This is a genomic window from Sulfitobacter sp. SBS6, from assembly GCF_048285585.1.
In the GTDB taxonomy this organism is placed as follows: domain Bacteria; phylum Pseudomonadota; class Alphaproteobacteria; order Rhodobacterales; family Rhodobacteraceae; genus Sulfitobacter; species Sulfitobacter pontiacus.
In genome coordinates this window covers 147,099-162,586 of record NZ_JBLWBA010000004.1, presented here as the reverse complement: position 1 = coordinate 162,586, position 15,488 = coordinate 147,099, and the positions used below count along the sequence as shown (strand labels likewise).

The window sequence follows — 15,488 nt, the reverse complement described above, 5'->3', positions numbered from 1 at the left end:
AATTTACTGCGCGTCAGCTTATTTGGAAGGCGAAACTGGAAGCAAAGGTTCACCATGAACTGGATCAACAACTACGTCCGTCCTCGGATCAACTCCATCTTCTCGCGTCGCGAGACGCCGGACAATCTGTGGACGAAATGCGAAGAATGCGGCACCATGCTGTTCCACCGCGAGGTGTCGGACAACCTGAACGTCTGCACCAGCTGTGGTCACCACATGGCGATTACCCCGCGTGAACGCTTCAAGGCGCTGTTCGACGGCGGCATCTTTACCGAAGTCAAAGTCCCCGCGCCGACGCCGGACCCTTTGCACTTTCGCGATCAGAAGAAATACCCCGACCGTCTGAAGGCCGCCCAGAAACAAACGGGCGAAGCCGAAGCGATGCTGGTCGCCACCGGTGAAATCGGCCGCACGCCGATCGTCGCGGCAGGTCAGGACTTCTCGTTTATGGCCGGGTCCATGGGCATGTATGTCGGCAACGCCATCATTGCCGCGGCTGAAAAAGCGGTTAAGCTGAAATGCCCGCTGGTGCTCTTCTCCGCCGCCGGGGGTGCGCGTATGCAAGAAGGCATCCTGAGCCTGATGCAGATGCCGCGCACCACCATCGCCGTGCAGATGCTGAAAGAAGCGGGGCTGCCCTATATCGTCGTTCTGACCCACCCCACGACCGGTGGTGTCACGGCGAGCTATGCGATGTTGGGGGATGTCCAGATTGCGGAACCCAATGCGCTGATCTGCTTTGCCGGCCCGCGTGTGATTGAACAGACCATTCGCGAGAAACTGCCCGAAGGCTTCCAGCGCGCCGAATATCTGCTGGACCACGGCATGCTGGACCGCGTGACTCCGCGCACCCAGATGCGGGATGAGTTGATCGACATCACGCGGATGCTGATGAAACTGCCCCCCGCGGTGCGCGGCGATCTGCCTGCGCCTACCGAAGGCGGCGATATTGCCCATGCGCTGACGCCAGAACCCGATGCGGCCCCCAAAGCCGAAGCGGCGGAACCCAAGGCGAAATGACGCAGAACACATCGGATGCAGTGCTGGCGCGTATGATGGCGCTGCATCCCAAGATTATCGACCTGACGCTGGATCGCATGTGGCGGCTGCTGAACGCTTTGGGCAACCCCCAGAACGACCTGCCCCCTGTGATCCATATTGCCGGTACCAATGGTAAAGGATCGACACAGGCGATGATCCGTGCGGGGCTTGAGGCGGATGGCCACCGCGTCCACGCCTATACCTCGCCCCATCTGGCGCGCTTTCACGAACGCATCCGCCTTGCCGGAGAGCTGATTTCCGAAGCCGCGCTGACCGAGATGCTGGATGAATGTTACGCCGCCAACAACGGCGAGAGCATCACTTATTTCGAGATCACAACCTGCGCCGCGCTACTGGCCTTTGCCCGTACTCCGGCGGATTATACCCTGCTTGAGGTCGGCCTTGGCGGGCGTCTGGACGCGACCAATGTGATCGACCAGCCCGCATTGACCGTCATCACGCCGGTGTCGATTGATCACCAACAGTTTCTGGGCACGACCCTGCCGGAGATTGCGGGTGAAAAAGCCGGCATCATCAAACGTCGCGTGCCCTGCATCGTCGGCCCGCAACAAGATGCAGCGCTCGAGGTGATAGAGACGCAGGCGGCACGCCACCACGCCCCCGTTTTTGCCTATGGTCAGCAGTGGCATGTGGCCCCCGAAGCCGGACGCATGGTCTATCAGGATGACTCGGGGCTGCTGGACCTGCCCAAGCCTAACCTGTTGGGCGCGCATCAGATTTCCAACGCCGGTGCGGCTTTGGCAGCATTGCGACAATTGGGGGCCTCCGCGCACGCCTGCGAGGTCGCTGTGACCCGCGCCGAATGGCCCGCCCGAATGCAACGTCTGCGTCACGGGCCGCTGATCGACAGTGCGCCGCAGGCCGAATTATGGCTGGACGGCGGGCATAACCCTGCTGCGGGCGAGGCCATCGCAGCGGTGCTAGAAGACATGCCCGCCCGCCCTACATTCCTGATCTGTGGCATGTTGAATACCAAGGATATCGGCGGCTATCTGCGCCCTCTGGCCGGTCATGCAGAACAATTGTTCGCCGTCTCGATCCCGGGCGAAGCAGCGACGTTGCCGGCCACCGAAACCGCGCGCGCAGCGATCGACGTCGGCCTGACCGCGCAAGAGGCACCTAGCGTCGCCGAAGCGCTTGTAACCATTGTCGCGAAGGTGCCCCACGCGCGGGTATTGATCTGCGGTTCGCTCTATCTGGCAGGAGCAATTTTGCGGGAAAACGGATAGGCTTTTAACAATTAGAATTGGCTATATTTACGATTTGTAGGGAATTTGCGTCCTAAGGTCCGAGGGTAACATTTTTGCCTTTGGGGGGACCAATGCAATGACCAATACGTATCAGAATTTCCTTGCGCTGCGCAGGATGGTGTTCGGCCATCTCCGTCTGCTCACGATCTTTGTCGGTGTGACCTTTATCGTCGATCACTGGCGATCTTCCGGGGGCCACGACACCGCGCAGGGCTATGCCAATGGACAGGTGGCGTATCTGGCCTCCGGTGGGCCAGCCTTTGTGCCGCTGTCGCCTGCGACGCTGCTCAACAAGATGCACAAGGACGCTTCTTTTGACGTGGGCGATGCAGTTAGCGCGATCGTCCAATCGTTCGATGATAGCAAACGCGGCCAAGTGCTTGAATCCTACCTGATCTGGGCGATCAGCACGGAACGGTCGGACAGCTATATTGATACGTTGCTGAACAGCGCGGCGGCCAAAGGCGATTTCAAAGTACCACCGGCGCTTACGACAGCCTCTGGTGCGCTGGATACGGCAGGTTTGCTGACGGCGGTTGTTGTCGCTGAACGCAAGGCTTTGGCCGCCCGCCAGACTGACGGCGATCAAGCGCATGCTCGCGACGGGCAGCAGATCCGCCAATCCGTCGCCTTTTACCACAATCAGGCCGCGCCACTCTATCTGGCCGCAGTCGATCTGCAGCGGGATGGATACGCCCCGGGGCGGCGGCGCAATTAAGCGCCCCAGCCTTCCCCCTGCATTTCGCGCAAACGCGATGCCGTACGCTCGAACTCGAAGGTGCCTTCCCCCTCAAGATATAGCATTTCGGGTTCGGCCGCGGCCGAGCAGATCAGCCTCACCTTAGCCTCGTATAACGCGTCGATCAGGGTCACAAAGCGTTTGGCTTCATTGAAGTTTGACCGGCCAAGACTGGGGATATCGTCCAGCATCAACACGCGCACGGCCTCTGCCAATGTCAAATAGTCTGCCGCCCCTAGGGGCCGACCACAAAGCGCGTGGAACTTGGCGCGGGCGACACCGTTGCGAAACTCCGGCACGACGACATCGCGCCCCTTCACCCGCAGGATCAACTCCTCCCCCGGGCCGCCAGCCAGATCATCCCAGACGGCATTCATCGCGGCGCGGCTCTCTGGGTTGACGGGGGTGAAATAGGATTTCGTACCCGCCAATCGGTCCTGTCGGTAGTCGCGCGGGCTGGCGAGCTCCATCACCTTCATCTTCTCTTTGATCAATTCGATGAAGGGCAGGAATATCTGGCGGTTCAGACCGTCTTTATACAGATCATCCGGTATCCGGTTCGACGTTGTCACCACCACCACACCAGCTGCAAAAAGCGCTTCAAACAGCCGGCCAACGATCATCGCGTCGGTGATGTCGGTGATCTGCATCTCGTCAAAGGCCAGCAGCTTCACGCTATTCGCGACCTCGGCTGCGACTGGCGCAATCGCATCGTCGACGCCTGTTTTCCGCGCCTCATGCATCGCGCTGTGAATTTCCTGCATGAACGCGTGGAAATGCACCCGCCGCGTTGGCACATCGCTCATATTTGCCGCGAACATATCCATCAGCATCGACTTGCCGCGACCAACACCACCCCAAAGATACAGACCCTGCGGTGGCTCGGGCGCGCGCTTGAAAAAGCCCTTTTTCTGCGGGGCCATCAAGGCGCTGCGAATGCGGTCAAGCTCCGGCAGCACGGCCTCTTGCGCGGGGTCCGGCGTCAGGCTGCCGTCGGCAACGCGGTTATCGTAAATGGTGCGTAAATCGGTCATGCCTTTGGCTTACAATGTGCCACAGGCTTTGGGAAGAACCCCCGCGGGCCGATAGGCGCGCAGTTTTGAAATTGACGGCCCCGGTTTCAAAGCTACGGTGGCGGCACGTGCTTCGGGGGTCATCATGGAAAAAAATACGTCAATCTTCACACCGGTGCTTATCGTCGGGTGTCTGATCATCATGGTGAGCTTTGCCGTGCGTGCCTCTTTTGGCGTCTTTCAGATTCCCATCGCGGAAGAGTTCGGCTGGCTCCGCTCCGAATTCTCGCTGGCGATCGCGATCCAGAACCTCGCCTGGGGCATCGGCCAACCGATCTTTGGCGCGATGGCCGAGAAGATCGGAGACCGCCGCGCCATTATCATCGGGTCCGTGGTCTATGCCGTGGGGCTGGTGCTGTCGGCCAATTCGGTGTCACCGATTGAACACCAAACCTATGCGTGGTTGGTGGGTTTCGGGATCGCGGGCACGGGCTTTGGCGTGATTTTGGCCGTGGTGGGCCGCGCCTCAACGGCCGAGAACCGGTCCATGTCGCTTGCCATTGCCACGGCGGCGGGCAGCGCGGGACAGGTCTTTGGTGCGCCGGTGGCGGAATGGTTGCTGGGGTTCCTCAGCTGGCAGGCGACCTTCCTTGTCTTTGCGGGCGCGATCATGGCGATGTTGTTGACGCTGCCGTTGATGCGCGCCCCCGCGATGGCCAGCAAGGCCGAACTGGAGGAAAGCCTGTCGCAAATCCTGGGCAAGGCGCTGCGCGACCCGACATTTACCTTCATCTTTATCGGCTTCTTTTCCTGCGGCTATCAGCTGGCCTTTATCACCGCGCATTTTCCTGCCTTCGTGACCGAACTTTGCGGTCCGATCCTTGCGGGTGGCGTGCTGCATAACATCGGGATCACAACAACCTCTGCCCTGGGTGCGGTGGCGATTTCCCTGATCGGTCTGGCCAATATCGCCGGAACATTGTTGGCGGGGTGGGCGGGCAAACGCTATTCCAAAAAGTACCTGCTGGCTGCGATCTATACCGGACGTACCGTGATTGCGGCGTTGTTTATCCTGCTGCCGATCACGCCGGTGTCGGTCATCCTGTTCTCCATCGGGATGGGGGCATTGTGGTTGGCGACGGTGCCGCTGACCAGCGGGCTGGTCGCGCATATCTATGGGCTGCGCTATATGGGCACGCTTTATGGGATCGTGTTTTTCAGCCATCAGTTGGGCAGCTTTATGGGGGTCTGGCTGGGCGGGCGGATGTATGACGCTTACGGCGATTACACCGCCGTGTGGTGGATCGGTGTGGCCGTGGGCGCGTTTAGCGCGCTGATCCATTTGCCTATCCGCGAGAAGCGGTTGCCCGGACTGGTGACGAGTTAATCCGTTGCTTTATCCGCCGTGTCGATATGCGCCTTGATCGCTGCAATGATCTGGGGCGCATGGGTATAGGGTAGGCCGTGGCCCGCGCCTTTGATCACCTCGTGTTCGGCGGCGCGGTTCCATTCGGCAAGGCTGCCGATGGCTGACGCGGGGATCACCTGATCGTCCTGCCCCCAAAGCGCCAGCACAGGGATATCATGCGTCCGGATCGCGCGGTGTTCATCCCGCAGCACATCCGCCAGAATACCGCGACGGCTGGCCAGTACCGCAGGAACATAGTGCTTATAGTCCAGCTGTTCGGCCTGATGGTCGTGGATGTGGCGGACCTGTACGGGGATGTCACGTTCGGCTCTGATGCCGCGCCGGAAGGTCGGCGGGAACAGCGCCAGCATCAGCCAATCGCCGAGCAGCGGGGTTTTGGCCATAAAGTCCACCAGCTTGTTCGGCACCAGCCCCATCCCTGCGGGCGCCAGCAGGATCAGCCGTTCGACACGTTCGGGGAAAGCGGCGGCAAAGCACGTCGCGATCGAGCCGCCCATGGAATACCCCAGCAGGGTGAAGCTGCCGGTGACGTCCTGATCTTCCAGCAAGTCTTGCAGCTGTTTGATAAAGAACTGGCGGTCCTGCGGGCCAGACGGACGGTCGGAATAGCCGCGCCCGTAAAGATCATAGGTGAGCGTCCGGTACCCCATCGACGCCAAGCCGCGGGCGACCGCGCGCCAGACAATGCTGGGAGTGGTCAACCCGTGGATGCAAACGACAACAGGGCCTTGGGCGGGGCCGGTCCACGCGTAATGGGTCACGCCGTCGGGCAGCTCTGCGAATTGGCCAAGGGCGCTGCCGCGGTCCGCGTCCTCCATTTCGGCACGGTTGCGTTCGATCACAAGCGGGATTGCGATGATCAGAGCCGCAATGAGAAGAAACCAGATCATCTGTGAGCGCGCCACCGGTCAAGGATATAGCGGCTGGTCATCAGGTCCAGATGCGCGCCGCCGCCGTTTTTGAACAGGGTGATCTCATCCTCTGACCGGCGGGTGAACGCGCCGAGATCATAGTAATCCGCGACGATGTCACCCGCGCTCAGCACACCTTGGGCGATCGGGATCTTCAGCTCGCCGATATGATCAACCGTGGTGTCGAGGCTGTCGACAAAGACCCGGGCACGGGTCAGCGCCGTATCATCCACCTCGCGCATGTCGGGGCGGTAGGCACCGATCAGGTCAAGGTGCTGGCCGGGTTGCAGCCACGCGCCCTTGATCAGCGGTTCGGTCGACATGGTGGCGCTGGTGATGATGTCCGCGTCGCGCACCGCGGTCTCAAGATCATCGGCAACGCGCAGCCCGTCGATATCACGTGCCATCGCCTGAGCATTGGGGGCGGATCGGTTCCACACCGTGAATTCGGCATCGGGAAACGCCGCCCGGTAGGCAGCGTGCAGTCCGCGCCCTTGGGTGCCCGCGCCGACGATCAGGATTTTGCGGCTGTCGGGGCGGGCAAGCCTGCGCGCGGCGAGCAGGCTGTCACCGGCGGTTTTCCATTTGGTCACGAGGTGGAAATCTACCAAAGCCTCGAGCGCGCCGTAATCATCTGCGTAAAGCGACACGCCACCGTTCACCATCGGTGCCCCTTTGGCGGGGTTGTCGGGAAAGATGGTGGCGGATTTCACCGCCAAACCCAGCCCGTCGATCCATGCGGCGCGGTTCAGCAAGGTGTCCTTGCCCCGATACAAAAACGTATCCGCGATTTCGGCGCGCGGCAGGTTGTGCCCCTCGGCCAGTGCGTCGGTCAGGCCGATCCAGTCCAGCAGGGCGTCGCCGGCGTCGAAGGGGATGATGTCGAACTGGGTCATGCGGCCTCTGCTTCCGTCAACAGCCCCGCAGCGACGAGCCTGTCAGCCCAACCGTCCGGCCCGGTGAAATGATGGGTCTGCCAGCCGCGGGCGTTGGCGGCGTTGATATTGTCGATACGGTCGTCGGTGAACAGAAGCGCGTCGCCGGACAGGCCCGATCCTTCCTCGAGCGCTGCATAGATCGCGGGATCGGGTTTGATCATACCCATATGACCCGAGATGAAATCGCGATCAAAGGCGCGCAGGAAAGGATAGTGTTCTGCCGCATGATCATAGGATTGGATGCCGAAATTGGTCAGCGAAAACACCGGCACGCCCTTGGCCTGCAGCGCCTCTTTCAGCCTGAGAGAGCGGGGGATCACGGGGGCGGCCATTTCGATCCAGCGATCATGCCACATGCGGATCTCATCGCGCCAGGCGGGGTTGGCCTCTGCGGCGGCATAGATCGTGTCGGTGAAATGCTGGCCGCTATCGACAAGATCGTTCATGCCATGCAGGTCCACCTCGGCGAACATGGCGCGGCGGCGGTCCTCTCCGATCACGGAGTCATAGAACCGTTCGGGCTGCCATTCGATCAGCACATTTCCGATGTCAAAGACGACTGCCGCTGGTTTCATGTGCTCTTCCTTTTGCCGGGTCGGTGGGGGCACCTGCGCCGCCCTTGCCCTATCGTTGTGCCGCGCGAAGCTCGCGTTCTAGCGCGTCCAGAAAACGGGAGCGGTCGTCCTTTGTAAACCCTTTGCCGCCGCCCTGGCGAAACGGGTCCGCGGCGCGCAGGTCGGCCATCAAATCACGCGTTGCCAGCACATTGCCAATATTGGCTGCGGTCAGCGCTTCGCCGTTGTGTTTCAGCACCCGCGCGCCGGCTTCGACGCAGCGGGCGGCAAGGGGAATGTCGCCGGTCACCACGACATCACCGGGGCCGCAGCGTTCGGCGATCCAGATGTCGGCGATGTCGGGGCCGTCGGGGACAATCACGGTTTCGACCAGCGGGTTCTGCGAGGGACGCAGCCCGCCGTTGGACACCACAAACATCCGCACCTTGTGGCGGGTGGCAACACGTTCCGCCTCTGCCTTCACGGGGCAGGCGTCCGCGTCGATATAAAGCACCGTCATCGCCGGGCCCTATCGCGCATAAAGCGCATCGGCGTGGAAGGCGATGTGGTCTTCCATGAAGGTCGAGATGAAGAAATAGCTGTGATCATAGCCCGGCTGCATCCGCAATGTGGCGTTCTGGCGGGCTTTCGCCATCGCCTCGGCCAGTGCTTCGGGTTTCAGCAGATCAAGGAATTGGTCATCGGTGCCCTGATCAATGAGGATCGGCCCGTCAAAGCCGCGTTCCGCCATCAAAAGCGTCGCGTCATATTTGGCCCAGGTCGTCTCGTCACTGCCTAGATAGGCAGCCAGCTGTTTGCGGCCCCAGTCACTGCTGGTTGGATGCGCAATCGGCGCGAAAGCCGAGACCGAGGTAAAGCGCCCCGGCAGGTTCATCGCCAGCGTCAGCGCCCCGTGCCCGCCCATGGAGTGGCCGCAGATCGCCTGCCGGTCCATGTCCAGCGCGAAGTTTTCACCCAACAGCGCCGGCAGTTCGTCGGCGATATAGTCCCACATCCGGAAATGCGGTGCCCACGGGTCTTGGGTGGCGTTCACATAGAAGCCCGCGCCCTTGCCCAGATCATAGGCGTCGTCGTCGGCCACATCCTCACCGCGGGGGGAGGTGTCGGGAAAGACCACCGCGATCCCGTGTTCCGCGGCCCATGCCTGCGCCCCCGCTTTGGTCATCGCGTTTTCATGGGTGCAGGTCAGCCCCGACAGGAACCACATCAAGGGCACCGGGCCCTGCTGCGCCTCTTCGGGCAGGAACAGAGCAAAGGTCATATCGCAGTTGCAGGCGGTGGAACGGTGGGAATAGACGCCTTGGGTGCCTTTGAAGCTGGCGTTTTCGGAAATCGTTTTCATCTGGCGTCTCCTGTGTCTGGTTGGTCTATGGCTATCGGCCCTCGGTCTGCGCGGCAAGGGCAGGACGCTTCGCTGGCTGAGTATTTGCAAAAGGGTGAAGGCTAAAGCGCGGTGACCCACGCGATGACGAGGCTAACGCTGAGGATGCTGAGCAGTGTCGAGACAAGGATTGCGGCAGACACCCGTTGCGGCCCGACGTTATAATGTTGGGCCAGCATATATACATTGCCCGCGACCGGCAGCGCGGCGGTGGCGATGATCACGCCCGCCTTATACGGATCGACGTTGAACAACCACAGCGCGGCAAAACCCACAAAGGCCGGGTGCAGCACCAGTTTGCAAAACGATAGCCAGCCCGCGACATGCAGCTTCTCCGCTGATTTCGTCGCCAGCGACGCCCCGATGGCAAAAAGCGCGCCGGGGGTCGCGGCCCCGCCGAGGATGGCGAGAAATTCGTTCATCGGATCAGGGATCGGGATCTGAAGGCCGGACCAGATAAAGCCAAGGGTCATGGCGACGATCATCGGGTTTTTCACCAGCCCCACGGAAATCGTGCGCAGGGCGCGGAGGCTCAGCTGACCATCGCGCGCCCCGGTGATCAGGATCACGATGAGGCTGGAAAACACGATCAGATCCACCGCCAAGGCCAGCACGACGGGGCCGATTGCCTCTGCCCCGAGCAGCAGGGTCAGCATGGGCACGCCGAGGAAGCCGGTGTTGCCGATCACGGCACATTGGGCCTCCATCGCGGTGGCGGGGACATCGAGGCGGCGCAGAAAGCCTGTCAGCGTTGCGATGCCATAGACAAAGCCGGTGCCCCATAGATAGGCCGCGACAAGGCGGCTGTCCCAGACCTCGGCCAAGGACAGGTTGGCGGAGAAGCGGAACAGCATGGCAGAGAGGGCGAAGTAGAAGACGAATTTGGTCAGATAGGCCGTGGCCTCTGCGGTGAAGAACCGCGTGCGCCCGGCCCAATAGCCCAAGCCGATCAGCGCGAAAAAGGGAAGTGTCTTGAGAAAGATCGCCAGCATGTGAAATTGGTAGCGGCTGGCTGTGCTTCGTGCAACGGGGCAACAGTGCTGTGACGCAAATACACAGGCTTTGGGGTGGGGGGCTGCATTTGGGACTTGGAACTGAACGGTTCAGTTTATACTCTGCCTTTCAAACTGCCGGAGCCTTCATGACCAGTGACCAGACCAAGGTTCGTAAGGGCCGTAAATTCGATCAGGTTCTTGCGGGGGCACGTGATGTCTTTATGGCAGACGGGTTTGAGGGCGCGAGCGTTGATGCGATTGCCCGTGCCGCCGGCGTGTCCAAGGCGACGCTTTACAGCTATTTCCCCGACAAACGTCTGTTGTTCATGGAGGTCGCCGATACCGAATGTGCCCGCCAGTCACGGCAGGCTTTCGAAGGTATCGACACAGATGCGCCGCCGCGTGTGGTGCTCGGGCTGGCCGGTCGGCATTTGCTGGGGTTCATCACATCGACCTTTGGTCAGCAGATGTTTCGCCTATGCGTGGCCGAATGTGATCGGTTCCCCGAGCTTGGCCAGCGCTTTTACAACTCCGGCCCAGCTGTGGTCCGGCGCGAGATGGCGGGGTATTTCGAGACCGCCGTCGCCCGTGGGCAGTTGTGTATGGAGGACCCGCTACTGGCGGCCGACCAATTCGGAGAGCTCTGCAAGGGGGATGTCTGGCTGCGACTGACCTTTGGGATCATCGACAGGATTTCTCAGGCAGAGATCGACCGCGTGATAGACAGCGCGGTCGATATGTTTCTGGCGCGCTACGCGGCTTAGCCCTTGGGCCGGTTGTCGATAATCCGCACCGCTTTGCCTTCGGAACGGGTGATGGTGTTCACATCGCCCACGTCGATCATCACGCTGATGCCCACGGTTTCCTTGATCTGCGCGGCCAGCTGCTGTGCCGCTGTTTGCCGGGCGGCATCGTCGACGGTGGCGTCGACACATTCGCACAGCACCCGCATCTGATCCATGCGGTCGGGCTTGCTGAGCTCGATCTGGAAATGCGGGGCGAGACCGGGGGTGGCCATCAGCGCCTCTTCGATCTGGGTGGGGAAGACGTTGACGCCGCGCAGGATGATCATGTCGTCGCTGCGGCCGGTGACTTTCTCCATCCGGCGCATGCTGCGGGCGGTGCCGGCGAGCAGGCGGGTCAGATCGCGGGTGCGGTAGCGGATGATGGGAAACGCCTCTTTGGTGAGCGAGGTAAAGACCAGCTCCCCCTGTTCGCCATCGGCCACGGGCTGCCCGGTTTCGGGGTTGATGACCTCGGGGTAGAAATGATCCTCCCAGATGTGCAAACCGTCTTTGGTTTCGACACATTCGCAGGACACGCCGGGGCCCATAATCTCGGACAGGCCGTAGATATCGACAGCGTGCATATCAAACGCCTGTTCAATCTCGAGCCGCATGGCATTGGTCCAGGGTTCAGCCCCGAAGATACCCACTTGCAACGAAGACTGGCGCGGATCGATGCCTTGACGGGCGTATTCATCCAGGATCGACAGCGCATAAGAGGGTGTGACCGTGATGCCGTCGGGTTTGAAATCCTCGATCAGGCGGACCTGTCGCGGGGTCATCCCGCCCGAGATCGGTACGGTGCTTAGCCCAAGGCTATCTGCCCCCAGATGCACCCCCAACCCTCCGGTAAACAGCCCGTAGCCATAAGCGTTATGCAGCATGTCGCCGGGTTTCAGCCCTGCCGCGCGCAAGGACCGCCCCATGACGCTGCCCCAATTGGCGAGGTCATTCTTGGTGTAGCCCACGACCGTCGGCTGGCCGGTGGTGCCCGAGGACGCATGGATGCGCGCCAGCTGGTCGCGGGGCACGGCGAACATCCCGAAGGGGTAGTTGTCGCGCAGGTCGGTTTTTACGGTGAAGGGGAATTTCGCCAGATCGCTCAGGTCGTTCAGATCGTCGGGGTGGACGCCTGCGGCATCAAAGCTTTGACGGTAGAAAGGCACATTCGCATAGGCGTGGTGCAGGGATTTTTTCAGCCGCTCCAGTTGCTGGGCGCTGATTTCATCGCGGCTGGCAAGCTCGATCGGGTCAAGCGATGATCGGGCAGGCGTGAGGTCTTTCATGGGGTCATTTCCTCCTCGAAATGGTGGCCTTTGATGGTGCGTGACAGGCCACGGAACAAGGCGATGGTGCGCCCGTCCTCCCCCGTGACAGTCACGTCATAGACGCCGGAGCGTCCGGTTCTGGATAGTTCGCGCGCCGCCGCGTGCAGCCGTTCGCCAGCCTTCCCCGGTGCGAGGTAGGAAATCTGGTTCTGCTGGGCGACGGCAAGCTGGTTGTAGCTGTTGCAGGCGAAGGCAAAGGCGCTGTCGGCGAGGGTGAAGATATACCCGCCGTGGGCGATGCCGTGGCCGTTCAACATGGCCGCGGTGACCACCATCGACAGATCCGCCGCGCCGGGGGCGATATGGTCGATGCGCATCCCCAGAGATTGGCTGGCCGTATCGGTGGACCACATGGCAGCGGCGGATTTTTCGGCGCGGAGTTGCGGGGTCATGGCGGGCCTTTATGTTTCACAATTTGGATGCTTGCACAGATAATGTAACGCTTTCAAGAGAATTGATCGGCGGCTCTCTTGATTTGAGCGGCGAAGGGCGCAACTGTCAAAACATGACAGTGCATATTCATCCCTCACACCCGCAGAATGAACGCGCGCCCGAACAGGTTTCCTTTCACCGGACGGAGCTTGGTCCGATCCTGTCGCTCTATGGGCGCATGGTCGCGGCGGGGGAATGGCGCGACTATGGAATCTCTTCGCTGCGCGAGGTCGCGGTGTTTTCAATCTTCAGACGCACTGCAGAGATGCCGCTTTACCGGATCGAGAAACGCCCCAAGCTGCGGTTGAAGCAAGGGATGTACGCGGTGATCGGGTCCAATGGACAGGTGTTGCGCCGCGGTCAGGATCTGGCTGCCGTGCTGCGCGTGCTGGAACGCAAGATGATCCGCGCCGTCGACCCCTAGACCGCCGCGCTGGTCGAGGGGGCGGATGGATTTAAGGCCATTTGGAAGGGCTGAGCCGTTTGTGCCCGGTCAGCGGGCCGTCGGTTTTGGCGATACGGGTCAGCGCGTCCTGGATGGGTTCGCGGGTGACGGCCATATGATGCGCATTGGCGTGGATCATGGTGGCGGGGTCGAGGACCAGCGCCACATGGCCTTTCCAGAACAGGAGGTCATTGCGTTGGATGTCGCGCGGGACGGGGCCTGCACCTGCTACGGTGTCGGCAACGCTGATCTGCTGCTGGTCGCTGTCACCGGGGCAGGGAATGCCGCAGGCGAGGAAGGCGGCCTGAACGAGGCCCGAGCAATCGATCCCCCAGCGGCTGTTCCCGCCCCAGAGGTAGGGCGTGCCGAGAAACAGCTCTGCCACGGCGGCGGGATCCGGGAAAGCGTGCGGCAGCGGGGCGAGGTGTTGGGTCGGGATATGGCCAAGCGAGGTTTGGGCAAATCGGCCTTCCGTTCCCGTCACCACAACGCGGCTGCCAAAGCTGAGGCTGCTGACATCCGGTGATTTCAGATCGGCACGCGTATAGGCGTGGGTGGCGGGTGCGGTGACGACGTGAGTCGGGGGGACCGCAGGGCCGATGGCGGTTTCGGATATATAACCGCAGTAGTTGTCCTTGGTCAGTTGCACATAGGCGGTGCCATCGGTGCGATCCAGCACGGTCAGCGCCTCACCCAAGAGCGCTTGTCGGTCGCGGGGGCCGTCGGGGCTGCGGTTCAGATCAACGACCGGTAGGGTGATCTGCGCCGCTGTCTTTTCGGTGATCCGCTTGGGGTCGGGATGCAGGCGTCGGTCGGTCATTTTGACAAGATCGCCCCGAGGCTGGCATGCAGCGCGCGTGTGGCCTGACCCACGCCGCCTTTGGCGCGGGCAGGGGCGGCGCTTGGTTGCCAGCCGTAGATGTCGAAATGCGCATAGGCGCTGTCGGTGACGAAGCGACGCAGAAACAGCGCGGCGGTGATACAGCCTGCGAACCCACCAGAGGGGGCGTTATCCAGATCGGCGATACCGGGTTCGATCAGCGGCTCGTAGGGGGTGTGGAAGGGCATACGCCAGACGGGGTCGGCGTGGGTGGCGGCAGCGGATTCCAACGCGGCGACGAAATCGGGATCGTCGCTGAAATAGGGGGCAAGATCGGGGCCCACGGCGACCCGTGCGGCACCGGTCAGCGTCGCCATAGAGATAATCTGGTCGGGTTTGTCCTCGTCCGCCAGTGCCAGCGCATCGGCCAGCACCAACCGGCCTTCGGCGTCGGTATTGTTGATCTCGACCGTGAGGCCCTTGCGCGAGGTCAGGATGTCTTGGGGGCGGAAAGCATTGCCGGAGACCGCGTTTTCAACCGCGGGGATCAGCACGCGCAGTTGCAGGTCCATCCCCGTGGCCATGATCATATGCGCCAGACCCAGTACCGCCGCCGCGCCACCCATGTCCTTTTTCATCAGACCCATCGATGCGCCGGGTTTCAGGTTCAGCCCACCGGTGTCAAAACACACGCCTTTGCCCACCAGCGTCAGCTTTTTCCCGGTTTTGCCCCAGTTCAGGTCGATCAGCCGGGGCGCGCGGTCGGCGGCACGGCCGACAGTATGGATCAGCGGCAGGTTCTGTGCCAACAGATCGTCGCCCGTGATGACAGAGATCCGCGCCCCGTGTTGATCTGCCAGTTTGCGCGCTGCGGCTTCCAGATCGGGCGGACCCATATCCGAGGCGGGCGTGTTGATCAGGTCACGGGTTAGCATCTCCCCTTCGGCGAGGGCGCGGATGTGATCGGCGTCGATCCCAGCGGGCGCAACAAGGCGGGCGGCCATCGGCGATTGCGTGGCATAGCGGTCAAACCGATAGGACGCGAGCAGCCACCCCAGAGCCTCCACCGCGAGCTCTGTCGCGGGCAGGTCGGCGTGCAGTTCATAGTCGCCCTTGGGCAGCTTTGCCGCGGCACCTGCCAGATGGAAGCGCCCCCGTTTGCGGGCGCTGGCCGTGCCGTAGCCCGCCAGAGCCATGCGCAGCGCGCCATCTTCGCCCGGCAGCGTCAACGCCTGCCCCAACGCGCCGGTAAACCCCTGTGCCGCGACCCAAGTGCGTGTGGCATCGGATTGCCCGTCGAGCCAGTCAGGCAGGGCATCGGAGGCAATCAGATGCAGCGGGATCGCAGCGGAGGAGGGATCGGCGAAGAGAGCGGACATAGGGCT

Annotated in this window: 17 protein-coding genes; 6 read left to right on the top strand and 11 right to left on the bottom strand. The window is 61.9% G+C overall.

All coding sequences use genetic code 11. The features are described 5' to 3' along the window. Nucleotides 1-54 precede the first annotated feature (54 nt). The 3 genes from accD (at nt 55) to ACNQ62_RS02055 (ending at nt 3,030) form a co-directional block, all read left to right on the top strand. Complete coding sequence (gene accD, locus ACNQ62_RS02065; RefSeq protein ID WP_005850460.1) at nt 55-1,020, top strand: acetyl-CoA carboxylase, carboxyltransferase subunit beta; 966 nt, start codon at nt 55-57, stop codon at nt 1,018-1,020. Then, nucleotides 1,017-2,291, top strand: a complete 1,275-nt coding sequence (locus ACNQ62_RS02060; protein WP_418094093.1) for a bifunctional folylpolyglutamate synthase/dihydrofolate synthase — start codon at nt 1,017-1,019, stop codon at nt 2,289-2,291. The genes accD and ACNQ62_RS02060 overlap by 4 nt, the downstream gene beginning before the upstream one ends. 97 nt (nt 2,292-2,388) lie before the next feature. Then, nucleotides 2,389-3,030, top strand: a complete 642-nt coding sequence (locus ACNQ62_RS02055; RefSeq protein ID WP_005850458.1) for a hypothetical protein — start codon at nt 2,389-2,391, stop codon at nt 3,028-3,030. Here ACNQ62_RS02055 and zapE read toward each other — a convergent pair. After that, nucleotides 3,027-4,085 (bottom strand): cell division protein ZapE, encoded by a 1,059-nt coding sequence (gene zapE, locus ACNQ62_RS02050; RefSeq protein ID WP_418094092.1) that lies wholly within the window; start codon nt 4,083-4,085, stop codon nt 3,027-3,029. The two genes, ACNQ62_RS02055 and zapE, sit on opposite strands and share 4 nt — an antisense overlap. A gap of 124 nt (nt 4,086-4,209) precedes the next feature. On the opposite strand from zapE, the gene ACNQ62_RS02045 reads away from it, so the two are divergent. Then, nucleotides 4,210-5,451: an MFS transporter gene (locus ACNQ62_RS02045; protein ID WP_009825556.1), complete on the top strand. Its 1,242-nt coding sequence runs from the start codon at nt 4,210-4,212 to the stop codon at nt 5,449-5,451. Here the strand turns inward: ACNQ62_RS02045 and ACNQ62_RS02040 are convergent. The 6 genes from ACNQ62_RS02040 to ACNQ62_RS02015 form a co-directional block, all read right to left on the bottom strand. Beyond that, nucleotides 5,448-6,383, bottom strand: a complete 936-nt coding sequence (locus ACNQ62_RS02040; protein WP_418094091.1) for an alpha/beta fold hydrolase — start codon at nt 6,381-6,383, stop codon at nt 5,448-5,450. The genes ACNQ62_RS02045 and ACNQ62_RS02040 overlap by 4 nt on opposite strands. Beyond that, nucleotides 6,380-7,300, bottom strand: a complete 921-nt coding sequence (locus ACNQ62_RS02035; RefSeq protein ID WP_418094090.1) for an ornithine cyclodeaminase family protein — start codon at nt 7,298-7,300, stop codon at nt 6,380-6,382. The genes ACNQ62_RS02040 and ACNQ62_RS02035 overlap by 4 nt, the downstream gene beginning before the upstream one ends. Beyond that, a complete protein-coding gene (locus tag ACNQ62_RS02030; protein WP_005850450.1) occupies nt 7,297-7,917 on the bottom strand; it encodes an HAD family hydrolase in 621 nt (206 codons plus the stop codon). The genes ACNQ62_RS02035 and ACNQ62_RS02030 overlap by 4 nt, the downstream gene beginning before the upstream one ends. 49 nt (nt 7,918-7,966) lie before the next feature. After that, a complete protein-coding gene (locus ACNQ62_RS02025) occupies nt 7,967-8,416 on the bottom strand; it encodes a YaiI/YqxD family protein (RefSeq protein ID WP_418094089.1) in 450 nt (149 codons plus the stop codon). Nucleotides 8,417-8,425: 9 nt separating this feature from the next. Further along, entirely contained in the window at nt 8,426-9,259 is an 834-nt protein-coding gene (gene fghA / locus ACNQ62_RS02020; protein ID WP_418094088.1) for an S-formylglutathione hydrolase, read from the bottom strand. Nucleotides 9,260-9,360: 101 nt separating this feature from the next. Then, nucleotides 9,361-10,290: an AEC family transporter gene (locus tag ACNQ62_RS02015; protein ID WP_037942638.1), complete on the bottom strand. Its 930-nt coding sequence runs from the start codon at nt 10,288-10,290 to the stop codon at nt 9,361-9,363. A 149-nt stretch (nt 10,291-10,439) separates the two neighbouring features. Between ACNQ62_RS02015 and ACNQ62_RS02010 the strand changes: the two genes are divergently transcribed. Continuing rightward, nucleotides 10,440-11,057: a TetR/AcrR family transcriptional regulator gene (locus ACNQ62_RS02010; protein WP_418094087.1), complete on the top strand. Its 618-nt coding sequence runs from the start codon at nt 10,440-10,442 to the stop codon at nt 11,055-11,057. On the opposite strand, the gene paaK is transcribed toward ACNQ62_RS02010, so the two are convergent. Together paaK and paaI are read right to left on the bottom strand one after the other, a co-directional pair. Further along, a complete protein-coding gene (gene paaK, locus ACNQ62_RS02005) occupies nt 11,054-12,364 on the bottom strand; it encodes a phenylacetate--CoA ligase PaaK (RefSeq protein ID WP_418094086.1) in 1,311 nt (436 codons plus the stop codon). The genes ACNQ62_RS02010 and paaK overlap by 4 nt on opposite strands. Next, nucleotides 12,361-12,798 carry a hydroxyphenylacetyl-CoA thioesterase PaaI gene (gene paaI / locus ACNQ62_RS02000; protein ID WP_386168850.1) on the bottom strand — a complete coding sequence of 146 codons (438 nt, stop codon included), beginning with the start codon at nt 12,796-12,798 and terminating at the stop codon, nt 12,361-12,363. The genes paaK and paaI overlap by 4 nt, the downstream gene beginning before the upstream one ends. A gap of 113 nt (nt 12,799-12,911) precedes the next feature. On the opposite strand from paaI, the gene ACNQ62_RS01995 reads away from it, so the two are divergent. Continuing rightward, nucleotides 12,912-13,262, top strand: a complete 351-nt coding sequence (locus tag ACNQ62_RS01995; protein WP_407474058.1) for a DUF2794 domain-containing protein — start codon at nt 12,912-12,914, stop codon at nt 13,260-13,262. A gap of 31 nt (nt 13,263-13,293) precedes the next feature. On the opposite strand, the gene ACNQ62_RS01990 is transcribed toward ACNQ62_RS01995, so the two are convergent. Together ACNQ62_RS01990 and ACNQ62_RS01985 are read right to left on the bottom strand one after the other, a co-directional pair. Continuing rightward, entirely contained in the window at nt 13,294-14,103 is an 810-nt protein-coding gene (locus ACNQ62_RS01990) for a C40 family peptidase (RefSeq protein ID WP_418094085.1), read from the bottom strand. Then, a complete protein-coding gene (locus ACNQ62_RS01985; protein ID WP_418094084.1) occupies nt 14,100-15,482 on the bottom strand; it encodes a leucyl aminopeptidase family protein in 1,383 nt (460 codons plus the stop codon). Before ACNQ62_RS01985 ends, ACNQ62_RS01990 begins: the two co-directional genes overlap by 4 nt. Nucleotides 15,483-15,488 lie beyond the last annotated feature (6 nt).